The following is a 21,223-nucleotide window of genomic DNA, read 5'->3' as shown; positions in this document are numbered from 1 at the left end:
GCGTCAGTTGCCTTGCGCGAGGAAGCCGGCTTCCTTCATCAGCGTCTCGTGGCGCTTCTCTTCGGTGCCAACCCAGCTGGCGTAGTCACCACCGGTCATGAAGGTGGTGTTGAAGGCACCGCTCTTCATCAGGTCCTGCCACTCGGGCGTCGCGCGGACCTTCTTGAACAGTTCGACATAATAATCGATCTGATCCTTGGTCGCTTTCGGCCCCATGAAGATGCCGCGCAGCATCACATATTCGATGTCGAGCCCCTGTGATTTGCAGGTTGGAATATCTTTCCAGCCCTTGCCGTCGGCGACCTGCTCGTCATAGGCCATCGGCTTGCTGTCGAAGACGCAGAGCGGACGCACCTTGCCGCCGCGCCACTGCGCAACAGCCTCGATCGGATTGTTCACGGTTGAATCGACATGCTGGCCAACGAGCTGCACCGCGACTTCACCGCCACCCTTGTAGGGAATGTAGGTGAACTTGCTGCCGATCGCCTTCTCGACGGCGACCGTGATGATCTGGTCTTCCTGCTTCGAGCCGGTGCCGCCCATCTTGATCGTGCCGGCCGGCGCAGCCTTCACGGCGTCGATATAGTCCTTCACCGTCTTGTATGGTTTGTCGGCATTTACCCACAGTACGAACTCGTCGAGCGCCAGCATCGCGACCGGCGTGAGATCCTTCCAGTTGAAGGGGATGCCGGTGGCGAGCGGTGTCGTGAACAGGTTAGAGAGCGTGATGATGATCTTGTGCGGATTGTTGTTCGCCGACTTCACGTCGAGGAAACCTTCACCGCCGGCACCACCCGACTTGTTGATGACGACAAGCGGCTGCTTCATCAGGCTGTGCTTTGTGATGATGCCCTGAATGGTGCGCGCCATCTGATCGGCGCCGCCGCCCGTGCCGGCGGGAACGATCAGTTCGACCGGGCGCGTCGGCTCCCATGCGGCGGAAGCTGGGAGAGTGCCTCCCAAACCGAGAATGGATGCAGCGGCGGCCAGCGCGAGACAAGAACCTAGGCGTTTCATTGTTTCTCTCCCATTCATTTTGATGGCGTCGATCGTTCGTCGACTTTCAGATCGTTAGTGCGTGGTCCGGTCTTCCTTCGAAAGTCTTGGCTGCAAGTGTGCAAACACGCCCTTGCATGCGCCAAATGCGCACGTCAGATTGTCGAGCGACAAAGTCGCTCGCCTGCAAAAAGGATGAGTGGGTTTGGATCGCTTTGTCATGGCGCGTACGGCGTTGCACGCCCACGAGGGCGGCTTCGCCTTTGTCCTCCCCAGGTATGCTTTCTATCTAAACGCGAAGCATTACCGTTCACGCATTTTGGTATGCGATATGCCAAGCAGCAAGCGATTAGAGCCATTAAAGGCCGAGCAGGCTGAAATGTCGCAGGGAGGGCGAGACGTCGCTGCGATGCAACTACACAAACAAAAAAAGGCCCCGGAAATCCGGGGCCAGTCGTCGGGAGGAACGCAGAGAATTTTGCGCGGGCTGGCCGCGCAAAAGTAGTAAAGTCGCAGCCTTACAGGCCGAAGCGGGGCAGGTCGCCGTTGCGGGCCGAGATGCGGGCGCTGGCCATCAGCGCGCGATCGAGCGAGGCCATGAAACGAGCGAAGAAGCTGGTGGAGGTCACGAGGCCGAGGGAAGCAGTCTTCGACATGATTGGATCCTTTACTGGAGGCCGCCGCGTCTTGGCGCCTCATCATCTGGGATCAATTTACGTATACCAGATGCCAAGGACAATTGTCTTGTTTGCATGGCAGCATGAGGATTTTGCAGTGCGATATTGGTCGATTTGATTTTCTTATTAAAGTTCCGCCTTGGTCCCACACATGAAAAAGGCCGCCAACGGGCGGCCTTTCGCATGTAATTGTTTGTAATTCCTGATGAAATTACTCAGCAGCAACCTTGCGCGGCGGATCGAGCGCGCCGGAATCGTGGATTTCGGCCACCTGATGATCGCTGAATCCGAGCACCTGCTTGAGGATTTCGTCGGTATGCTCACCCAGTAGTGGAGAGCGGGTCACCTCGGTGGGGCTTTCCGATAGCTTAATCGGATTGCCGACCGACAGATACTTGCCGCGCTCGGGGTGATCGACTTCGACGACGGTGCCCGTCGCACGTAGCGACTGGTCTTCGGCGAGCTCCTTCATGGACAGGATCGGGCCGCAGGGAATGTCATCCTGGTTGAGGATTTCCATCGCCTCAAACTTGGTCTTGGTCATCGTCCACTGTTCGATGCGCGCGAAGATCGCGTTGAGCTTGGGCAGGCGCACCGCCGGCTTGGCATAGGCCGGGTCGGTCTTCCAGGTCGGTTCGCCGATCACGTCGCAGATCTTCTCCCACACCGGCGCCTGGGTGATGAAGTAGATGTAAGCGTTCGGATCAGTCTCCCAGCCCTTGCACTTCAGGATGCGGCCCGGCTGACCACCGCCAGAGTCGTTGCCGGCGCGGGGCACGGCATCGCCGAACGGAATGCCTTCGCCGAACTGGCTGTATTCCTTGAGCGGACCGTGAGCGAGGCGCTGCTGGTCGCGCAGCTTGACGCGCGACAGGTTCAGCACGCCGTCCTGCATCGCGGCGGTGACCTTCTGGCCCTTGCCGGTTTGCGTGCGCTGATACAGTGCGGTGACGATGCCGAGTGCGAGATGCAGGCCAGTGCCGCTATCGCCGATCTGCGCGCCGGTGACGAGTGGCAGGCCGTCGCGGAAGCCGGTGGTGGACGCTGCGCCGCCGGTGCACTGCGCGACGTTCTCATAGACCTTGCAGTCCTCATAGGGACCAGGACCAAACCCCTTGATCGAGGCGACGATCATCTTCGGGTTGATCTGCTGAATCTTTTCGAACGGGAAGCCCATGCGATCAAGCACGCCTGGTCCGAAGTTCTCGACGAGAACATCGCACTCTTTCATCAGCGCGGTGAGGACTTCCTTGCCCTTCGGGTTCTTGGTGTCGAGGGTGATCGAACGCTTGTTGTGGTTCAGCATGGTGAAATACAGGCTGTCCACATTCGGCACGTCCTGCAGCTGGCCGCGGGTGATGTCGCCAACGCCGGGCCGTTCGACCTTGATCACATCGGCGCCAAACCATGCCAGCAACTGCGTGCAGGTCGGGCCGGATTGAACGTGGGTGAAGTCCAGAATGCGAACGCCTTTGAGCGCCTGTGTCATTGTTTTGCTCCCGTAAACTAGTTTTGCCGCCTCGGCATATGAGAAAAGGAGACGGGGTCTCGCGACCCCGCCTGATGCGGTGTTATTTCTTCTTGCTCAGCACGCTCTGCGGATTGAGGTTGCCGATGCGGCCGCTCTCGCTGCCGGCTGCCGGATCGATCACCGCATTGATGAGCGTCGGCTTGCCGGAATCCATCGCCGCATTCACGGCGCGCTTGAGCTCGTCGGGCGAGGTCGCGTTCACGCCAACGCCGCCGAAGGCTTCCATCATCTTGTCGTAGCGTGAGCCCTTGACGAAGACGGTCGGCGCCACGTCGGTGCCGCCGGACGGATTGACGTCGGTGCCGCGATAGATGCCGTCATTGTTGAAGACGACGATGCAGACCGGCAGATTGTAGCGGCAGATCGTTTCCACCTCCATGCCGGAGAAGCCAAAGGCGCTGTCGCCTTCAATCGCGAGCACCGGTTTGCCGGTCTCGACGGCCGCGGCGATGCAATAACCCATGCCGATGCCCATGATGCCCCAGGTGCCGACATCGATGCGTTTGCGCGGCTGATACATGTCGACGATGCCGCGGGCGAGGTCGAGCGTGTTGGCGCCTTCATTGACGAGCATCGCGTCGGGCCGCTCGGCAATGATGGTGCGGAGAACGCCGAGCGCACCGTGATAGTCCATCGGCGAATTGTTGTTCATCAGCTTTGGCGCCATCTTCGCGACGTTCTCGTCGCGCTTCGTGGTGACTGCCGATGTCCAGTCGGACGATGCCTTCTGCCAGTTCTTGCCCATGCCATCGAGCAAAGCAGCGACGCAGGAGCCGATATCGCCGACGACGGGCGCGACGATCTCGACGTTGGAATCCATTTCCTTCGGCTCGATGTCGATCTGGATGAACTTTTTGGGCGCGTTGCCCCAAGCCTTGCCCTTGCCGTGCGACAGCAGCCAGTTGAGGCGTGCGCCGATCAGCATGACAACGTCCGAGTCTTTCAACACGGTGGAGCGTGCAGCACCCGCGCATTGCGGATGGGTGTCGGGGAGGAGGCCCTTGGCCATGCTCATGGGCAGGAACGGAATGCCCGAGGTTTCGACCAGTGCCTTCACTGCGTCGTCGGCCTGCGCATAGGCGGCGCCCTTGCCGAGGATGATCAGCGGCTTCTTCGCCGACTTCAGCACATCGAGCGCGCGCTTGATCGAATCCGGGGCAGGGATCTGCGCCGGCGCGGCGTCGATTACCTTTACGAGCGACTTCTTGCCCGCATCGGCATTCATCACCTGACCGAACAGCTTGGCGGGCAGATCGAGATAGACGCCGCCGGGACGGCCGGACACTGCGGCGCGGATCGCGCGAGCGAGACCGATACCGATATCGGCGGCATGCAGCACGCGGAACGCGGCCTTGCACAGCGGCTTGGCGATCGCGAGCTGATCCATTTCTTCGTAGTCGCCCTGCTGCAGGTCGACGATCTCGCGCTCGGAAGAGCCGGAGATCAGGATCATCGGGAAGCAGTTGGTGGTGGCGTGAGCAAGCGCCGTGAGGCCGTTGAGGAAGCCGGGGGCTGACACGGTCAAGCAGACGCCGGGCTTCTTGGTGAGATAGCCAGCGATTGATGCGGCATAGCCGGCGGCCTGTTCGTGACGGAACGACAGCACCCGGATGCCCTCGGCCTGCGCCATGCGGCCGAAGTCGGTAATTGGAATGCCCGGCACGCCATAGATCGTGTTGAGGCCATTGAGCTTGAGAGCATCGATGATCAGATGGAAGCCATCGGTCAATTCCTGCTCGGCGGCTGCGTTGGTATCGATGCTCTGGACTACTGCGGACATCCCGCTCTCCCTGACTTTTTTTGTGACTGTTGGTCGTTGCTCAATTGGACGTGGTGCGGAGTGGTGAACCGTCGCGAGACGGTGCTTACGTAAACAATTCCTGGCCATGGGCTTCGACATAAGAAGCCAGACCCAGCGTGTGATCGCGTGCGCGCTTTTCCGCGAGCTCGGTGTTGCGCTCCTCAAGCGCTTCGATGATGGCCAGATGCTCGGGCAGGGACGTCGCGGTACGGTCCGTGCGTCCGATCGTCAGCTGACGATAGCCACGCACATGCAACAGAATATCGTTGGTCATATCGACCAGCACTGGCGACTCGCTGAGCGAGATCAGTGACTGGTGGAAAGCGATATTCGCTTTCGAATATTCCTCAACGTGGTCCTGTGGCAGGCGGTCCTTGTTGAAGTCCTTGAAGAAGTCGCGCAGCGCCGAAATATCTTTCTTGCGTGCGGTGGTCGTGATCAGACGCGCGGCCATGCTTTCCAGCGCCGCCCAGGCACGGATCATGTCGACGATCTCGACCTTGGTCTTTCTGACAACGACGATGCCGCGGCGTGGCACGGTCTTTACGAAGCCATCCTGCTCCAGCATCGCAATGGCTTCGCGGATAGGTGTGCGGCTGACACCAAGGCGTTCCGAGAGAGCGCGCTCATCGAGCATCACCGGATCGGGCGAGGTGTAGATGTCCATCTTAAGAATGGCTTCTTTCAAGGCTTCATAGGCCTTGGTCTTGAAGCTGGTCTCCGGTGCAATCCGAACGATCGCGATATCGGCTTCAGACATGACGGACGGCGCCTTGGTTTGTTTTCGCGTGGGCATGAATCATCTCCAGTCGAGATGTCCTACCACAGAAATAACGTCAAGAATTTTTGGCATACCAGATGCCAGCATGTCAAGATGACAGCTATTTCAGCAATTTTGCGCTGCAACGCGCCTTGACAATCAAGTTTCTGGCATACCAAATGCCATCAATCCGTCTATTGGAAAAGACGTGAAGGAGGAAGCCATGTCCCAATCGAATCTTGCCGTCAAAGAAGCAACACCATCGGCGAAACAGGCCGTCCGCAAAGTTCTCGATGCGGTCAAAGCCGACAAGCGCACCAGCCTGACCGCCCCTGAGGGCAAGCTTGTGTGTGACGCATACGGCATTCCCGTGCCGAAAGAAGGCGTGGCCACCTCAGCCGCTGACGCTGCCAAGATGGCAAGCGGCATGGGCTTCCCGGTCGTGATGAAGATCGTCTCGCCGGACATTCTCCACAAGACTGAAGCGGGCGGCGTCATCGTCGGCGTCAAGACCGCCGAAGACGCGCAGAAAGCTTACGACACCATTCTGGCCAATGCCAAGAAGTACAAGGCCGATGCCAAGATAGAAGGTATCCAGGTTCAGCAGATGCTGATGGGCGGCACCGAAGTGATCATCGGTTCGATCACCGATGGTTCGTTCGGCAAGCTGGTGGCCTTCGGCCTCGGCGGCGTCCTCGTCGAAGTGCTGAAGGACGTCACTTTCCGCCTCGCGCCCGCGACCAATGAAGACGCGCTGTCGATGCTCGATGGCATCCAGGCCGCTGAGATGCTGCACGGCGTACGTGGCGGCGATCCTGCCAACCGCGAAGCGCTGGCCGACATCATCGTCAAGGTGTCGCAGCTCGTCAGCGATTTCCCTGAAATGGTCGAACTCGACCTCAACCCGGTTTTCGCGACCAAGAAGGATGCGATCGCAGCCGACGTGCGCATCGTCGTCGATTTCGACTACAAGCCGCGCCCTGCGCCGCGCTCCAACGCCGAAATTGTCACGGCGATGAACCGCATCATGATGCCGAAGGCCGTCGCTGTGATCGGCGCCTCTGCCGAAGACGGCAAGATCGGCAACTCCGTGATGAAGAACCTCATCAACGGCGGCTACAAGGGCGACATCTACCCGATCCATCCGAAGGCCGAAGAGATCATGGGCCGCAAGGCCTATAAGAGCGTCAAGGATGTTCCGGGCGTGATCGACACCGCGGTATTCGCTATTCCCGCCAAGTTCGTCGCAGGCGCGCTGATCGAATGCGGCGAGAAGAAAATTCCGGGCGCGGTGCTGATTCCGTCGGGCTTCGCCGAAGCCAACGAGCCTGAACTGCAGGAAGAAATCGTCGCCATCGGCAAGAAATACGATGTCCGCCTGATGGGGCCGAACATCTATGGCTTCTATTACACGCCGGCCAATCTCTGCGCGACCTTCTGTACAGCCTATGACGTGAAAGGCTCGGCGGCATTGTCGTCGCAGTCCGGCGGCATCGGCATGGCGATCATCGGCTTCTCGCGCTCCGCCAAGATGGGCGTGTCGGCCATCGTCGGTCTCGGCAATAAGTCGGATATCGACGAGGACGATCTGCTCGCTTTCTTCGAGCAGGATCCGAACACCACGATCATCGCGCAGCACTGCGAGGATCTGAAGGATGGCCGTGCCTTCGCCGAAGCCGCCAAGCGCGTCTCCAAGATCAAGCCGGTCGTCGTCCTCAAGGCCGGCCGCACCTCGGCCGGCGCCAAGGCGGCGTCGTCGCATACCGGCGCGCTCGCCGGCAACGACAAGATCTATGAGGACGTGCTGAAGCAGTCGGGCGTCATTCGCGCCCGCTCGCTGCGCCAGCTCCTCGAATTTGCGCGTGGCATCCCCGTGCTGCCGACGCCGAAGGGCGAGAACGTTCTGATCATCACCGGTGCCGGTGGTTCGGGTGTGCTGCTGTCGGATGCGGTGGTCGATAACGGCATGTCGCTGATGGCGATGCCGCCGGATCTGGATGCGGCGTTCCGCAAGTTCATCCCGCCGTTCGGCGCCGCCGGCAATCCGGTCGACATCACCGGTGGCGAACCGCCGATCACCTACGTCAACACCGTGAAGCTGGGCCTCACCGATGATCGCATCCACTCGCTGATCCTCGGCTACTGGCACACGATCGTGACGCCGCCGATGGTGTTCGCGCGCAACATGGTCGAGATCAAGAACGAGATGAAGGCCAAGGGCATCGAGAAGCCGATGGTGGCTTCGCTCGCGGGCGACGTGGAAGTCGAGGAAGCCGCCGAATATCTCTACCAGAACGGCATTCCGGCTTACGCCTATTCGACCGAATTGCCGGTCGAGGTGCTCGGCGCCAAGTACAAGTGGGCACGCGGAGCGGGGCTTCTGTAAGCGGCCTTCCGATACGCAAAAACAAAGCGCCGTCCGGGAAACCGGGCGGCGCTTTTTCTTTGCTTTCAATCCTCACTTGTCGCCACCCGGCTTGACCGGGTGACCCAGTATACACCGCTGCTCATGAGTTTACTGGATCGCCCGATCAAGTCGGGTGACGACAGTTGAGTTTGTGGCTGCCGTCGAACTAAACAATCACTGGCTGCTCGGCGACGCCCTCGCGGCCGAAGATGCGCAGATAGCGCTCGATCTCCGCAGGGCTGCTGCCGGTCGTCTTGGCCGGATTGTCCGACAGTTTCACGGCCGAGCGGCCGTTGGCATAGGTGACCTTGCAAACCAGACTGATCGGGTCGAGCGAGTCGAGCCCGCGCGGATGGGCGCCTCGGAAGTCGTTGGTGGCCATGGTACCCCAGCCGAAGCTCTCGCGGATACGGCCGCGGAAGCGCTGATGCAGGTCGATCATCAGGTCGACCTCGAGACCGTCGCTGAACATCGCACGCTTCTTGCGCGGATCTTCGCCACGCATAGCGTACCAGGCGATCATCTCTTCGCCCGCCGCAACCGGCTCTTTGCTGTCCATGCGCATGCCGGTCCATTTCGAGGTCCAGGCCGGCGCATCGCGCAGGAATTGCGTCATGCCGAATGTGTCGGGCAGGATGATCAACAGCTCGCCGTCATAGACCTCCTGCCATTTCGCCAATACGTCATATTGCGCGGCCTTCAACTGTTCGTCGTTCTCGGCGAGGCAGGCGAACACCATCGGCAATTCGTGCGAATTGGTGCCGATCGCTTCGAATGAATGCTTGAAGGCGAGCAGGGCGTTCGACGTTCCGACGAAGCTGCGGCCAAGCTCGTTGGCCATCGCGTCCGTCACCCATTCCTGCCACAGGAAGCCATGGCGGCGACGGGTGCCGAATTCCGCGAGTCGCATGTCCGGATAGGATTTCAGCTTCTTGATCTTGTTCCAGATCTTGGTCTTGGTCTGGGCGTAGAGAATATCCAGCTCGAACTTGTCCAGCGTGGCCATGGCGATCCGCGACCGCAATTCGCTGACGATGGCGAGGGCGTAGATCTCCCACATCGTGACTTCGGCCCAGTCGCCTTCGAAGGTGAGGACGTACTGACCATCGATGGTCTCAAGCTTGTAGTCAGGCAACCTGAAGCTGCGCAGATATTCGATATATTCCGGACGGAAAATGTCGCGGCGTCCGTAGAAGCGGTTACCCGCCAGCCAGATCAGTTCGTTCTCGCGGAATGAGAGCGTGCGGGCATGATCGAGCTGCGCGCGCAGCACCGCTTCCGGAATGATCTCGGCAAGGCGGACAGTCTTGGTCCGGTTGATCAGGCCGAAGGTCACGGGCACCTTCGGATAGAGCATCCAGATGAACTGATGCATCAGGAATTTGTAGAAGTCCGTGTCCAGCAATGACCGGATGATCGGATCAAGCCGGTAGTTGTGATTGTGGACCCGGGTGGCGAAATCCATCATGGCAACGCCACTCCTGGTAACGTGCCTGATCGTGGCACCTGCACCGAAACGGCTGTGGCCGCATCGCTGACGCTGTCTTTGCAGCAGTTCATTAAATTGGCGTATCCGCCGGGTTTATCGATGTCAACGCAAGCGCTGAACGGCGCTTTCACAATCGAGGATTGTCGTGGCAGCCAGCGTTTGTCGGTCTGTTTCTGGCCCTGATCCTGCATCTGCGGGCATTGCGCAGAATTGTTTGCATGCTTACGATTTCCACCTGCCGGTGGGCGCCCCGAAACGATGAAGGACAGCACCATGAAAGTCGTCGATCTCTCCCACGTCATGAACATCCACACGCCCGGCTGGGTCGGCTATGCCGGCAACAAGATGTATTATGCGCAGAACCTGCAGACGCAGATGATCGTGGCGCAGCGGATCGAGACGGCGCTGCATGCCGGCACCCATTTCGACGGCGCGATGCATGCCACCGACGGGCGCAAGGGCGACATGGCCTCGCTGCCGCTGGACTACCTGTTCAATCGCGGCGTTGTCGTCGATATCTCCAGCCAGATGCACGACTGGGCGGTGATCACGCCTGAGATGCTCGAAAAGTCAGGGGCGGATATTCGCGAAGGCGACATTCTGATCCTGCACACCGGCTGGCACAAATATTACGAAGGGCAGGCGCAGCAGGATCTGGTAAAATACTTCTGCTATCATCCGGGCCCGAACCTCGACACGCTGCACTGGATGCTGGAGAAGAAGATCAAGTGGTTCGGCATGGACACCGGATCCTGCGATCACTCGATGAACACCTCGATCCGCAATATGCGTCCGGACATCGCTGCGCAGTTCACCAAGAAGCACGGCAAGACGCCGGCCGAATTCTTCGGCACTTTCGAATATACCCACAAGCTCTCGGGCCGGCATGTCTCTGCCGACATGTTTCCGTTCCACAACTATGCGTTCCAGGAAGGCCTGTTGCATGCCGAGAATATCGGCGGCGACATCGAGCTGATGCTGAACCAGCGCTGCCTGATCGGCGCATTCCCCTGGCGCTATGACGGGTTGGAGTCTTGCCCGTGCCGCATTCTGTGCTTCGCAGATACGGGCGATGCGTCGGTGGAAGCCATGGGCAACGCCGCCAAGGCGATCATGGGATGATGTGGTTTAGGTCCACACGGCCATGGCCGGGCTTGTCCCGGCCATCCACGTCCGTCTGGATTAGCGGCCAAGTCGTGGATGCCCGGGACAAGCCCGGGCACGATGTGGAGAGGTCGGTGAATCGTTGTCTAGCGCCTCAGTCGCGCATCTGGCGCGTTTGCCTGCAGCGTATTCTGAATCGCCTCGCGGAGCAGGGGATAGTCCGCACGATCCCAGTCTGACGTTCGCACGTCCGCCAAAAGCGCTGCCGACTTGCCGAACACCACGATGCGGTCGCCCACTGCCATGGCTTCTTCGAGCTGATGCGTGATCAGGATCGCGGTCGATTTAAACTCTCGTGCCAGTTCGACGAAGGTCTTTCGCAGCTCATTGGCCGTGACTTCATCGAGCGCACTGAAGGACTCATCCGCCAGTAGAATTTCAGGCTGGACGGCGAAGGCTCGAGCGATGGCCACGCGCTGGCGCATGCCGCCGGAGAGTTCGCGCGGATAGGCATTCGCGAATTTTTCCAATCCCAGCCGGTTCAGCCAGGTCATCGCGCGCTCCTGCTGAACGTCTTCGGCGATGCCGATCAGTTCGAGCGGCAGCTTGACGTTGTCGAGCGCGGAACGCCACGGGAACAGACGGTCCTGCTGGAAGATCGTCGCGATCTTGCCGCGGAAGGCGTTGAAGTCGTCATAGGGCGTCTTGGTGCCGATGGTGATGCTGCCGGCGGTGGGATGTTCGAGCCCGATCAAGAGATCGAACAGGGTCGATTTTCCGCACCCCGTCTGTCCGACAATGGCGACGAGTTCGCCGGGGTCGATGCGCAGCGTGAGCTGATCGATAGCGACGATTGATTGGCCCGAGGTCGTCTGGCGAAACACCTTACGCAGTTGCGCGATCTCGATAGGGGCTGACAGTCCGCTCATGCTCGCCACCGCAGGACACGTGTTTCGAGCTGCACCAGCAGAGCCTCGAGAAAAAACAGCAGCACGACCAGCACCAGCGTCCAGGCAAACACGTCGGCCACCGAGAACAATTCCTGGGCCACCGAGAGTTGGTGTCCGATACCCGTTACGGCACCCACCAGTTCGGCGATGGTGACGACACGAATGGCGAGGCTGAGGGTGATCTTCCAGCTCGTGATGATCCCCGGCGTGATCGCCGGCAGCATCAGCTTGTGAAAGAACTGCAATGGCGTCGGCCTGAATGAGCGGATCATCTGCTTCAGATCGCGCGACACCTCGCGCATGTTGTCGAGGGCATCGACGGTGAAGACCGGTGCGCAGACCACGACCAGCACGAAGACGATGCGGAATTCGACGCCCTTGAACCACAATACCGCGAACAGGATCCATGAGACGACAGGTACGGCCATCAGGATACGCACCATCGGGCGCAGATATTTCTCGACACTTCCGGACAGATACATCAGCACCGCCACCAGCAGTCCGATGACGAAGGAGACGACCAGCGACAGCAGCACGCGGCCCAGCGTCACCGCGACGTCGAGCGGGGTGATCTTGGCAAGGCTCTGTGCAATACGGCCGAGGCCCGGAATCGCGAAAGCGGGAATGCCCAGCGACGGTGCCAGATAGGACATGACCTGCCAGACCGCTGCGAAGAGCACGATCGATATGATCGTCTCGCGCGGCAGGCTGGAGATCATCAGGCTTCGCGGTGACCTTTCGAAGGTTGGTTCCTCGAATGGCGTGGCAGGTCTCGGCTCGTCAGGGGGCATAGATGATCGCTTCGTCAGGCAGCTTTGGATGGAAGCCGGCGGCGACGGCGCGCTCGAACGTATCCCAGATGCTCTTGCGTTCGGTGGCGTCCCAGGCTGGTTTGGCGTCGAAGTCCCAGCGTTTGGCGAGCACGGCTTCCTTCAAGATGCCTGGCGGCAGCTTCACGGTCTCGACCGCGATCTTGTCGGCACCATCCGGATCGCTGCGCAGATATTTGGTGACGTCCGCCAGCGCCGCGACGAACTTCTTCGGCGCATCCGGGGCTTTCTTGATGGTATCCTCGCGCATGGCATAGACCAGCTCCCAGCCGGTGGTGCCCGCGATCTCTTTCCATCCGTCATTGGCGTTGAAGATGATCTTCAGCGACGGATCGTCCTTCATCATCATGGTGGCGATCGGCTCGATGATCATCGCGGCATCCACGCGGCCGGCGGCAAGCTGCGCACGCGCAACAGCGAAATTCGCGTTGACCAATGTCATGTCCTTGGCGAGGTCCATCTTTTTGGACTTCGCGTAGATCGACAGGATCTGGAATTGCCCGCTGCCCATGTCGGCGGCGAGTTGCTTGCCTTTCAGGTCGGCCAGCGACTTGATGGCCGGGTCCTTGGTGATGATGACGAGATCGGCGAGCGTGGCACCTGTTGCGACGATTTGCAGCGGCACGCCTTCGAGGCGCAGCTTCTGGAAGTAGGTGGGCCCGCCGATCAGCGTGTCGATTTCGCCGGTGGCGAGGCCCGCATAATAAGAAGAGAAAGAAGGGTAGACCTGAACTTCGGCCTCGAAACCGTTCTTGGTATCGAACTTCTGCGCCTTCATAATGTTGACGATGATCGGCGCGAAGACGGGAAGTGTCAGGCTACCCACGCGGATTTTTGTCGACGCCTGCGCCTGCGAATTTGTTGCGAGCGCGCTGCTCATCAGCGTAGCAGCCGTGCCCATTGTGAAGGCGCGTCGCGAAAGTCCGGTCATGACATCTCCTCAAGAAACGTTGTGTCGCGTGGCTTTTCGATCAGTTTATGCGGCGTTGCGATATTTGTTTGTAAGCAAATGATATGCCAAAATTGAATCCACTAAATCCTCTTGCAGTCGTGAAATAACGCTACTAGCATTTCGTTTGTGTGCAAATGAAATCTGCTCTGGCTGCAGGAGGCGACGATGCCGCACGTGACGACGCCCGACGGGACGCAACTCTATTATGAGGAAGTCGGCACCGGGAGTCCTGTGGTTTTCGTCCATGAGTATGCGGGAGATTACCGCACCTGGGAGCCGCAGCTTCGCTACTTCTCGCGCTCCTATCGTTGCGTCACCTACAGCCAGCGCGGTTATCCGCCGTCGGACGTGCCGACCGATCCTGCGCGCTATGGCCAGGACATCGCGCGCGACGACGTCATTGCACTGATGGATGCACTGAAGATCGACAAGGCGCATATCGTCGGTCATTCCATGGGCGCATCGACGGCGCTGCATGTCGGCATTCACTATCCGGATCGCTGTTTGTCGGTGACTGCAGCCAGTTGCGGCTATGGCTCAAGCCCAGATCCTGCTTTCGTCGAACAGGGCCGCGCAGCCTCGCGCGAGACTGCCAAGATGTTCGAGACGGTCGATTTTCCGACCGCTGCAGCGCGCTATGCCGATGGTGCAACGCGTCAGACACACAAGAACAAGGATCCTCGCGGCTTTGCCGAGTTTGCGCGGATGCTGGCCGATCATTCCCCTGTCGGGCATGCGCTGACCATGCGCGAGTTGCAGGCCAAGCGTCCGATGTTGTGGGAGATGAAGCCGCAACTCGAGACATTCACGCCGCCGCTGCTGATCATCGTTGGCGACGAAGACGATTGGTGCCTCGATCCCAGCATCTTCCTCAAGCGCACGGTACCGACGGCAGGTCTTCTGGTATTGCCGCGTGCCGGCCATACCATCACCAGCGAAGAGCCGGCGGCATTCAATGCAGCGCTGGCTGAGCTTTTCCCGGCGGCCGAGTCCGGTCGCTGGATGTCGCACAAGCCGGCGGCCTGAGCGATGAGCACGCCCGGCGATATCGTCATTGATATTGCGGACGGCATCGCGATGCTGCGTCTGGCCAATCCGGCACGACGTAACGCGATCTCCACGGTGATGTGGAACAAGATCGCCGCCTTTGCCGGCGACGTCGCCACCCGCAAGGACATCCGTGTCGTGGTGATCCGCGGCGAAGGCGACCTGATGTTCTCCGCCGGTGCGGATATCTCGGATTTCGCGACGGCGCGAAGTGGCGAGGGCAATGCCCGGGCCTATGACGATCTGGTCGAGAATACCTGTCTGGCGATCGAGGCGATCCCGCAGCCGACCATCGGCCTGATCTATGGCGGCTGCATGGGTGCCGGGTCATCCGTTGCTGCGAGTTGCGACATGCGCGTTGCTGCGGATGATGCCTTCTTCGCAGTACCCGCCGCCAAGCTTGGTCTGGGCTACGATCCGCGCGGTATCGCGCGCTTTATCCGCGTGTTCGGCGCCGGTGCGACGCGGCAAGTCTTGTTCACGGCGGATCGTCTGCCTGCCATACGCGCTCATGCGCTGGGCGCGGTGCATATCATCGCACCGAAGGCTGACATTGAATCGCTGGCCGGCGAGCTTGCAAGGAAGATCGCGGGCAATGCGCCGCTGACGATCAAGGCGGCCAAGGCTGCGATCCGTGCACTCAGCACCAACAACGCCGAACTCCTGGCTGAAGCCGAGCAGTTCTATGCCGCGGCCGACGCCAGCGCCGACTACGCCGAAGGCCGCAAGGCCTTTGCCGAGAAACGACCCCCGCGCTTTACAGGAAGCTGATCTACCGACGAATTTTCGTTTTCATTTCCGCCAACCTCAGAAGGACACGCACATGGATCTCCAACTCAAAGGCAAATGCGCTCTCGTCACCGGCGGCAGCGAAGGTATCGGCAAGGCGATCGCCATGACGCTGGCAAAGGAGGGCGTTAATGTCGCCATCTGCGCCCGCCGCATGGAGCCACTGGAAAAGACTGCTGAAGAAATCCGCAACGCCTACGGGGTGACGGTGGTCGCGATTACCGCCGACCTCACCAAGGATGCGGATGCCAAGGCGTTCGTCGAGAAGGCCGCCAAGGAACTCGGCAGCATCGATCTGATGATCAACAATGCCGGTTCGGCGCCGGGCGGTGTGATCGAGACGCTCACCGAAGCCGACTGGGAACAGGCGCTGCAGCTCAAATTCATGGGCTATGTGCGCTGCCTGCGCTACGCGCTGCCCATCATGGTCAAGCAGGGTGGTGGCCGCGTGGTCAATCTGATCGGCAATGACGGCGTCAAGCCATCCTATTGGGAAATCGCACCGGGTGCGGCGAACGCTGCCGGCCAGAACATGACCCTGTCGCTCGCAGGTCAGTACGGCCGTCACAACATCTCGTTCTGCGCTGTCAATCCGGGCCCGGTTCGTACCGAGCGCTGGGCCGGCCTCGTCAACGCGATGTCGCGCGACATGAAGATTTCCTACGAGGAAGCCGACAAGCTGGCGCCCGCTTCGATCCCGCTCGGCCGTATCGCCGAAGTCGAGGAAGTTGCAAACCTCGTTGTCATGCTCGCATCGCCACTCGTGCAGATGGCGAACGGCACCATGATCGAAATCGATGGCGGTCAGGACAAGGCGCTGATGGACCGTTTCCGCGATCGGTAGTCGTCAAAACAGGACGCGCGGCGGCGGAATACCCGCCGCGCGTCTCTGCGAAATTACGCCGCAGTTGCGCACGCAATCTGCTGACATTGGATGATCAAAACTTCAGCGGTGTGCTAGGCATGTTGCACCAAGACCAGTCTTGACAACAAAGAGAGTGCGCCGGACTATTTGCGTACAAACTAATTCGCGTTGCAAACATGGGGCTGCAAGCGACGCAAGGGTGAACGGTTGATCCGTTTCTTGCGAAGGCTTCGGCGAGAATCACTTCTATCGCAAACGTCGATCACAACGGAGTTCGATCATGATGACGGCTCGTTCCCTTCACTCACTCGCGATTGCCGGCACAATGGCCGGCGCACTGACATTGTCGTTCGGCCACGCGGTTCTCGCGCAGGACACGATCAAGATCGGTGAGCTCAACAGCTACAAGACACAGACCGCGTTCCTCGATCCCTACAAGAAGGGCTGGGAGCTGGCGATCGAACAGATCAATGCCAAGGGCGGCGTGCTCGGCAAGAAGCTTGAAGTGATTTCGCGCGATGATGGTTCCACGCCGGGCGATGCAGTGCGTGTGGCTGATGAGCTGGTGACGCGCGAAGGCGTCAACATTATCGCCGGCACGTTCCTCTCGCATATCGGTCTCGCGGTGACCGAATTCGCCGGCAAGAAGAAAGTGTTCTTTCTCGCCGCAGAGCCCCTGACCGACAAGATCACCTGGCAGAACGGCAACAAGTATACGTTCCGCCTGCGTGCCACGACCTATATGCAGGTCGCAATGCTGCTGCCGGATGCGCTTGCTGCCAAGAAGAAGCGTTGGGCACTGGTCTATCCGAACTTCGAATATGGCCAGGCGGCGGTCGCGACCTTCAAGGAAATGATGAAGGCCAAGCAGCCTGACATCGAATTCGTCACCGAGCAGGCACCGCCGCTCGGCAAGGTTGATGCTGGCGCCGTGGTGCAGGCCATCGACGATGCCAAGCCGGACGCGATCTTCAACGTGCTGTTCGGCGCGGACTTCTCCAAGCTGGTCCGTGAAGGCACCACGCGCGGCGTGTTCAAGGATCGCACCGTCGTGAGCCTGCTGTCGGGCGAGCCGGAATATCTTGATCCGGTGAAGGAGGAAGCGCCGGTCGGCTGGATCGTCACCGGCTATCCCTGGGACAAGATCAAGACCCCGGAATACCTGGCTTTCCTGACGGCCTATCAGAAGAAGTACAACGACTATCCGCGTCTTGGTTCGATCGTCGGCTATGTCACGATGACTTCTCTGGCTGCCGGTATCGCCAAGGCAGGTTCGACGGACACCGACAAGCTGATTACAGCCTTTGAAGGTCTGAAGCTCGACAGCCCGTTCGGTCCGTTCATGTATCGCGCCAGCGATCACCAGGCGACCATGGGCGCTTACGTGGGCAAGATCGCGCTTGAAGGCGGCAAGGGCACCATGGCCGACTTCAAATATGTCGATGGTGCATCGGTGCTGCCCAGCGACGCCGAAGTTAAGAAGCTCCGTCCCGCGACCGAGTAACAGGAAGTACGACGATGATCGCCGTTGATACTCTCCTCGCACGTTCAACGCGGGGAGGGGGATTCCTCCGATGAGTTTCAACGCGTTTCTGTTTCAGGCACTAAACGGCCTGTCGGCCGCCTCCGGCCTGTTCTTCGTGGCGGCCGGGTTGTCGCTGATTTTCGGCGTCACCCGGATCGTCAATATCGCTCACGGGTCCCTCTATATGATCGGGACCTATATCGCCTACAGCATCGCCACCAAGGTCGGCGGTGCCGTCGGCTTCTGGGGCGGCATTGTTCTGACCGCATTGCTGGTGGCCCTGATCGGCGCTGCGATCGAGATCCTTCTGCTGCGGCGGATCTATCGCGCGCCTGAGTTGTTTCAATTGCTCGCCACTTTCGCGCTGGTGCTCGTTATCAACGACGCGACGCTGTGGATCTGGGGCCCTGAGGATTTGCTTGGCCCGCGCGCGCCAGGCCTGACCGGCTCCATCGAGGTGCTCGGCCGCCGGCTGCCCACTTACGATATCTTCCTGATTTTCGTCGGCCCCTTCGTACTGTGGATGCTGCATCTGGCGCTGGCCAAGACCCGCTTCGGCCGGTTGATGCGCGCAGCCACGCAGGACCGTGAGATGGTGGGCGCGCTCGGCGTCAACCAGGCCATGCTGTTCACGGGCGTGTTCGCGCTCGGCGCTTTGCTCGCTGGCCTTGGCGGCGCGCTGCAGATTGCGCGCGAGCCGGCGACGCTGGCGACCGACCTGATCGTGATCGGCGACGCCTTCGTCGTCGTTGTGGTCGGCGGCATGGGCTCGATCTCCGGCGCCTATCTTGCGGCGGTCATCATCGCCGAGGTGAAGGCGTTGTGCATCGGCCTTGGCGTCGTGAATTTTGGCGGCTTCACGGTGAATTTCTCCAAACTGACGCTGGTGGCCGAATTTCTCGTGATGGCCGCGGTGCTGATCGCACGGCCCTACGGCTTGCTCGGTCGGGAGCAGGTGGCTGTGCGCAGCGTGGCTGAGCCCGAAGAGCCGCTGCGTCCTGCGACACCGGCCACGAAGATCGCGGGCCTCATCCTTCTTGTCGTTCTCGTGTGCCTGCCACTGATCGCCAAGAACTCGCCCTATACGCTCGTGCTCGGCATCGACGTGTTGATTGCCGTGCTGTTTGCAACCAGCCTGCATTTCATCATGGGGCCGGGTGGCATGCATTCCTTCGGCCATGCGGCCTATTTCGGCCTCGGTGCTTACGGCGCAGCGCTGCTGGTGAAATGGTTTGCTGCGCCGATGGGGCTCGCACTGGCAGCCGCGCCAGTGCTGGCGCTGGTCGGCGCGCTGCTGTTCGGCTGGTTCGCCGTGCGACTGTCCGGTGTCTATCTGGCGATGCTCACACTCGCCTTCGCCCAGATCGTATGGGCGGCCGTGTTCCAATGGGAAACACTCACAGGCGGCTCCAACGGCGTGCTCGGGGTGTGGCCCACTGCGCCATTCGACAGCCGTGGGGCATTCTATTTCCTGACACTCGCACTGGCCGCGCTCGGCGTGTTGCTGCTCCGCAAATTCCTGTTCGCGCCATTCGGTTACGCGATGCGGGCAGGGCGTGACTCTCCCTTGCGCGCCGAAGCGATCGGTCTTGATGTCAAGCGTGTGCACTGGCTGGCCTTCGCCATTGCTGGCGGCATCTGCGGCATCGCCGGTGGATTGTTCGCCTTCGCCAAGGGCTCGATCTCGCCGGAGACCATCGGCGTCAGCCGCTCCATTGATGGTCTCGTCATGGTGCTTCTCGGCGGCATCCAGACGCTGACCGGCCCGATTGTCGGTGCGTCGGTCTATGCGGTGCTGCAGGATTTCATGATGCGTTCCACAGAATACTGGCGGGCCTTGCTCGGCGGCATCATTCTGCTGCTGGTGCTTGCGTTCCCGAGTGGCATCGTCGGCGGCCTCGTCAAGCTGATCTCGCGACGAAAGACAACATCGAAGGCCGCATCATGAGCGACCTCGCCATTCGTTCGCTCTCGAAATCCTTCGGTGGTGTGCGTGCCGTCAACGAAGTGTCGTTCGACATCAAGCGCGGCGAGTTTCTTGCGCTGATCGGCCCGAATGGCGCCGGCAAGTCGACCTGCTTCAACATGATCAACGGCCAGTTGCCGCCGGATTCCGGCGAGATCTGGTTCGAAGGGGCGAAGCTCAACGGCAAGAAGCCACGCGATATCTGGCGCCTTGGTATCGGTCGTACCTTTCAGGTAGCCGCCACCTTCAATTCGATGACGGTCATCGAGAATGTGCAGATGGCGCTGATCTCCCACGCCAATCAGGTCTATCGGCTGTGGAAGCCGGCATCCTCGCTGCATCGTGAACGCGCGCTGGAGCTGCTGACCCAGGTCGGCATGCAGGACGCCGCCGATCGGCCGAGCCGCGAGCTGGCTTATGGCGACGTCAAGCGCGTCGAACTGGCGATTGCGCTCGCCAACGATCCACGGCTGCTGCTCATGGACGAGCCGACTGCCGGCATGGCGCCCAAGGAGCGCAACGACCTGATTGCGCTGGTGAAGCGTCTGGTGATCGAGAAGGGCATCTCCGTGCTGTTCACCGAACATTCGATGGATGTTGTCTTTGCCTTCGCCGATCGCATCATCGTGTTGGCGCGCGGACGGCTGATCGCCGATGGCGATGCGAAATCGATCCGCGACAATCCGCAGGTGAGGGAAGTGTATTTCGGCACCGGCAAGACCTTCCAGAAATCGGAGGCTCACTGATGAGTGCCCCGATGCTCTCGGTCGAAAATCTCGGTGCGTCCTACGGAGCCGCGCAGATCCTTTACGACCTCAGCCTCAATGTTGGGCGCGGCGAGGTCGTGGCACTGATGGGCCGCAACGGCGCCGGCAAGACCACGACCATGAAGGCCATCATGGGCCTGATGGCGCAGTCTACCGGCAAGATCCGGTTTGATGGCCACGATATCTCCGGTCGGCAGCCTTACGAGATCGCGCGGCTCGGCCTCGGCTTCACGCCGGAAGACCGTCGTATTTTCTCCGACCTGACGGTGCTGGAAAATCTCGATATCGGCCGTCAGCCGCCACGCAAGTTCAGCGACGGCGTGCCGGCGCCGGTCTGGACCGAGGAGAAGTTGCTGGCGCTGTTTCCCAATCTCGGTGAAATGCCGAACCGTCCGGGCGGCCGGATGAGCGGCGGCGAACAGCAGATGCTCACCGTGGCGCGGACGCTGATGGGCAATCCGCTGCTGATCCTGCTTGATGAACCGTCCGAAGGCGTCGCCCCCCTTATCGTCGAGCTGATGGCCAACACCATTCTTGAGCTCAAGAAGGCCGGGGTGTCGATCCTGCTGTCGGAGCAGAATGTGCATTTTGCCGAACTGGTCTCGGACAGGGCCTATGTCCTCGAAAAGGGCCAGATCCAATGGAATGGCACGATGGCCGAGCTGGCGGAGAATATTGACATTCAACGCGCTTATTTGACGGTGTAACGACCAAAACTTCAACTGTCGCGGCAACCGAAGATCGTTCATAACTAGCAAGAGATCATC

The 21,223-nt window shown here is 60.3% G+C and carries 20 protein-coding genes; 10 read left to right on the top strand and 10 right to left on the bottom strand.

What is annotated here, in order from left to right; translation table 11 throughout:
* Nucleotides 1-3: 3 nt before the first annotated feature.
* Nucleotides 4-1,017, bottom strand: coding sequence for a Bug family tripartite tricarboxylate transporter substrate binding protein (locus AB8A33_RS15690; RefSeq protein ID WP_439093571.1), 1,014 nt, complete (start codon nucleotides 1,015-1,017; stop codon nucleotides 4-6).
* A 184-nt stretch (nucleotides 1,018-1,201) separates the two neighbouring features.
* On the opposite strand from AB8A33_RS15690, the gene AB8A33_RS15685 reads away from it, so the two are divergent.
* Entirely contained in the window at nucleotides 1,202-1,501 is a 300-nt protein-coding gene (locus tag AB8A33_RS15685) for a hypothetical protein (RefSeq protein WP_439093570.1), read from the top strand.
* A gap of 13 nt (nucleotides 1,502-1,514) precedes the next feature.
* On the opposite strand, the gene AB8A33_RS15680 is transcribed toward AB8A33_RS15685, so the two are convergent.
* The 4 genes from AB8A33_RS15680 to AB8A33_RS15665 all read right to left on the bottom strand — a co-directional run bounded on the left by AB8A33_RS15680 (nucleotide 1,515) and on the right by AB8A33_RS15665 (nucleotide 5,801).
* A complete protein-coding gene (locus tag AB8A33_RS15680) occupies nucleotides 1,515-1,652 on the bottom strand; it encodes a hypothetical protein (RefSeq protein WP_439093569.1) in 138 nt (45 codons plus the stop codon).
* Nucleotides 1,653-1,884: 232 nt separating this feature from the next.
* Nucleotides 1,885-3,162: a formyl-CoA transferase gene (gene frc, locus AB8A33_RS15675; RefSeq protein WP_089267116.1), complete on the bottom strand. Its 1,278-nt coding sequence runs from the start codon at nucleotides 3,160-3,162 to the stop codon at nucleotides 1,885-1,887.
* A gap of 82 nt (nucleotides 3,163-3,244) precedes the next feature.
* Nucleotides 3,245-4,984, bottom strand: a complete 1,740-nt coding sequence (gene oxc, locus AB8A33_RS15670; protein ID WP_439093568.1) for an oxalyl-CoA decarboxylase — start codon at nucleotides 4,982-4,984, stop codon at nucleotides 3,245-3,247.
* Between the two features lie 85 nt (nucleotides 4,985-5,069).
* Nucleotides 5,070-5,801 (bottom strand): GntR family transcriptional regulator, encoded by a 732-nt coding sequence (locus tag AB8A33_RS15665; RefSeq protein WP_439093567.1) that lies wholly within the window; start codon nucleotides 5,799-5,801, stop codon nucleotides 5,070-5,072.
* Nucleotides 5,802-5,988: 187 nt separating this feature from the next.
* Here AB8A33_RS15665 and AB8A33_RS15660 point away from each other — a divergent pair, with 187 nt between their 5' ends.
* A complete protein-coding gene (locus AB8A33_RS15660) occupies nucleotides 5,989-8,151 on the top strand; it encodes an acetate--CoA ligase family protein (RefSeq protein ID WP_439093566.1) in 2,163 nt (720 codons plus the stop codon).
* A 187-nt stretch (nucleotides 8,152-8,338) separates the two neighbouring features.
* Here AB8A33_RS15660 and pncB read toward each other — a convergent pair whose 3' ends face one another.
* Nucleotides 8,339-9,640: a nicotinate phosphoribosyltransferase gene (pncB, locus tag AB8A33_RS15655; protein ID WP_439093565.1), complete on the bottom strand. Its 1,302-nt coding sequence runs from the start codon at nucleotides 9,638-9,640 to the stop codon at nucleotides 8,339-8,341.
* Nucleotides 9,637-9,936 (bottom strand): hypothetical protein, encoded by a 300-nt coding sequence (locus AB8A33_RS15650; RefSeq protein WP_439093564.1) that lies wholly within the window; start codon nucleotides 9,934-9,936, stop codon nucleotides 9,637-9,639. The genes pncB and AB8A33_RS15650 overlap by 4 nt, the downstream gene beginning before the upstream one ends.
* Here AB8A33_RS15650 and AB8A33_RS15645 point away from each other — a divergent pair.
* A complete protein-coding gene (locus AB8A33_RS15645) occupies nucleotides 9,935-10,783 on the top strand; it encodes a cyclase family protein (protein WP_439093563.1) in 849 nt (282 codons plus the stop codon). The genes AB8A33_RS15650 and AB8A33_RS15645 overlap by 2 nt on opposite strands.
* Before the next feature lie 128 nt (nucleotides 10,784-10,911).
* Here the strand turns inward: AB8A33_RS15645 and AB8A33_RS15640 are convergent, their stop codons facing one another.
* The 3 genes from AB8A33_RS15640 to AB8A33_RS15630 all read right to left on the bottom strand — a co-directional run bounded on the left by AB8A33_RS15640 (nucleotide 10,912) and on the right by AB8A33_RS15630 (nucleotide 13,476).
* Nucleotides 10,912-11,694: an ABC transporter ATP-binding protein gene (locus AB8A33_RS15640; RefSeq protein WP_439093562.1), complete on the bottom strand. Its 783-nt coding sequence runs from the start codon at nucleotides 11,692-11,694 to the stop codon at nucleotides 10,912-10,914.
* Nucleotides 11,691-12,434: an ABC transporter permease gene (locus AB8A33_RS15635; RefSeq protein ID WP_439093561.1), complete on the bottom strand. Its 744-nt coding sequence runs from the start codon at nucleotides 12,432-12,434 to the stop codon at nucleotides 11,691-11,693. The genes AB8A33_RS15640 and AB8A33_RS15635 overlap by 4 nt, the downstream gene beginning before the upstream one ends.
* Before the next feature lie 61 nt (nucleotides 12,435-12,495).
* A complete protein-coding gene (locus AB8A33_RS15630) occupies nucleotides 12,496-13,476 on the bottom strand; it encodes an ABC transporter substrate-binding protein (protein WP_439093560.1) in 981 nt (326 codons plus the stop codon).
* A 186-nt stretch (nucleotides 13,477-13,662) separates the two neighbouring features.
* On the opposite strand from AB8A33_RS15630, the gene AB8A33_RS15625 reads away from it, so the two are divergent.
* The 7 genes from AB8A33_RS15625 to AB8A33_RS15595 all read left to right on the top strand — a co-directional run bounded on the left by AB8A33_RS15625 (nucleotide 13,663) and on the right by AB8A33_RS15595 (nucleotide 21,163).
* Nucleotides 13,663-14,523, top strand: coding sequence for an alpha/beta fold hydrolase (locus tag AB8A33_RS15625; protein ID WP_089267317.1), 861 nt, complete (start codon nucleotides 13,663-13,665; stop codon nucleotides 14,521-14,523).
* Between the two features lie 3 nt (nucleotides 14,524-14,526).
* Nucleotides 14,527-15,315 (top strand): enoyl-CoA hydratase-related protein, encoded by a 789-nt coding sequence (locus tag AB8A33_RS15620; RefSeq protein WP_439093559.1) that lies wholly within the window; start codon nucleotides 14,527-14,529, stop codon nucleotides 15,313-15,315.
* A gap of 52 nt (nucleotides 15,316-15,367) precedes the next feature.
* Nucleotides 15,368-16,177, top strand: coding sequence for an SDR family NAD(P)-dependent oxidoreductase (locus AB8A33_RS15615; protein WP_089267123.1), 810 nt, complete (start codon nucleotides 15,368-15,370; stop codon nucleotides 16,175-16,177).
* A 304-nt stretch (nucleotides 16,178-16,481) separates the two neighbouring features.
* Nucleotides 16,482-17,702, top strand: a complete 1,221-nt coding sequence (locus tag AB8A33_RS15610) for an ABC transporter substrate-binding protein (RefSeq protein ID WP_120291209.1) — start codon at nucleotides 16,482-16,484, stop codon at nucleotides 17,700-17,702.
* A gap of 70 nt (nucleotides 17,703-17,772) precedes the next feature.
* Nucleotides 17,773-19,671, top strand: coding sequence for an ABC transporter permease (locus AB8A33_RS15605; RefSeq protein ID WP_120290966.1), 1,899 nt, complete (start codon nucleotides 17,773-17,775; stop codon nucleotides 19,669-19,671).
* Nucleotides 19,668-20,435, top strand: a complete 768-nt coding sequence (locus AB8A33_RS15600) for an ABC transporter ATP-binding protein (RefSeq protein WP_439093558.1) — start codon at nucleotides 19,668-19,670, stop codon at nucleotides 20,433-20,435. The genes AB8A33_RS15605 and AB8A33_RS15600 overlap by 4 nt, the downstream gene beginning before the upstream one ends.
* Nucleotides 20,435-21,163 carry an ABC transporter ATP-binding protein gene (locus AB8A33_RS15595; protein ID WP_092151506.1) on the top strand — a complete coding sequence of 243 codons (729 nt, stop codon included), beginning with the start codon at nucleotides 20,435-20,437 and terminating at the stop codon, nucleotides 21,161-21,163. Before AB8A33_RS15600 ends, AB8A33_RS15595 begins: the two co-directional genes overlap by 1 nt.
* Nucleotides 21,164-21,223: the final 60 nt, after the last annotated feature.

Origin of the sequence: Tardiphaga sp. 813_E8_N1_3, assembly GCF_051811025.1 — a bacterium.
In the GTDB taxonomy this organism is placed as follows: Bacteria; Pseudomonadota; Alphaproteobacteria; order Rhizobiales; family Xanthobacteraceae; genus Tardiphaga.
This window is presented reverse-complemented; position numbering and strand designations above follow the sequence as displayed.

What these genes read in the sequence shown, in the direction of transcription:
- AB8A33_RS15690 (WP_439093571.1), bottom strand. Translation starts at nt 1,017, where the DNA reads ATGAAACGCCTAGGTTCTTGTCTCGCGCTGGCCGCCGCTGCATCCATT.
- AB8A33_RS15620 (WP_439093559.1), top strand. Translation starts at nt 14,527, where the DNA reads ATGAGCACGCCCGGCGATATCGTCATTGATATTGCGGACGGCATCGCG.
- AB8A33_RS15610 (WP_120291209.1), top strand. Translation starts at nt 16,482, where the DNA reads ATGACGGCTCGTTCCCTTCACTCACTCGCGATTGCCGGCACAATGGCC.
- AB8A33_RS15630 (WP_439093560.1), bottom strand. Translation starts at nt 13,476, where the DNA reads ATGACCGGACTTTCGCGACGCGCCTTCACAATGGGCACGGCTGCTACG.
- AB8A33_RS15645 (WP_439093563.1), top strand. Translation starts at nt 9,935, where the DNA reads ATGAAAGTCGTCGATCTCTCCCACGTCATGAACATCCACACGCCCGGC.
- AB8A33_RS15650 (WP_439093564.1), bottom strand. Translation starts at nt 9,936, where the DNA reads ATGGTGCTGTCCTTCATCGTTTCGGGGCGCCCACCGGCAGGTGGAAAT.
- AB8A33_RS15605 (WP_120290966.1), top strand. Translation starts at nt 17,773, where the DNA reads ATGAGTTTCAACGCGTTTCTGTTTCAGGCACTAAACGGCCTGTCGGCC.
- pncB (WP_439093565.1), bottom strand. Translation starts at nt 9,640, where the DNA reads ATGATGGATTTCGCCACCCGGGTCCACAATCACAACTACCGGCTTGAT.
- AB8A33_RS15625 (WP_089267317.1), top strand. Translation starts at nt 13,663, where the DNA reads ATGCCGCACGTGACGACGCCCGACGGGACGCAACTCTATTATGAGGAA.
- AB8A33_RS15615 (WP_089267123.1), top strand. Translation starts at nt 15,368, where the DNA reads ATGGATCTCCAACTCAAAGGCAAATGCGCTCTCGTCACCGGCGGCAGC.
- AB8A33_RS15665 (WP_439093567.1), bottom strand. Translation starts at nt 5,801, where the DNA reads ATGCCCACGCGAAAACAAACCAAGGCGCCGTCCGTCATGTCTGAAGCC.
- AB8A33_RS15600 (WP_439093558.1), top strand. Translation starts at nt 19,668, where the DNA reads ATGAGCGACCTCGCCATTCGTTCGCTCTCGAAATCCTTCGGTGGTGTG.
- AB8A33_RS15595 (WP_092151506.1), top strand. Translation starts at nt 20,435, where the DNA reads ATGAGTGCCCCGATGCTCTCGGTCGAAAATCTCGGTGCGTCCTACGGA.
- AB8A33_RS15660 (WP_439093566.1), top strand. Translation starts at nt 5,989, where the DNA reads ATGTCCCAATCGAATCTTGCCGTCAAAGAAGCAACACCATCGGCGAAA.
- AB8A33_RS15680 (WP_439093569.1), bottom strand. Translation starts at nt 1,652, where the DNA reads ATGTCGAAGACTGCTTCCCTCGGCCTCGTGACCTCCACCAGCTTCTTC.
- frc (WP_089267116.1), bottom strand. Translation starts at nt 3,162, where the DNA reads ATGACACAGGCGCTCAAAGGCGTTCGCATTCTGGACTTCACCCACGTT.
- AB8A33_RS15640 (WP_439093562.1), bottom strand. Translation starts at nt 11,694, where the DNA reads ATGAGCGGACTGTCAGCCCCTATCGAGATCGCGCAACTGCGTAAGGTG.
- AB8A33_RS15635 (WP_439093561.1), bottom strand. Translation starts at nt 12,434, where the DNA reads ATGATCTCCAGCCTGCCGCGCGAGACGATCATATCGATCGTGCTCTTC.
- oxc (WP_439093568.1), bottom strand. Translation starts at nt 4,984, where the DNA reads ATGTCCGCAGTAGTCCAGAGCATCGATACCAACGCAGCCGCCGAGCAG.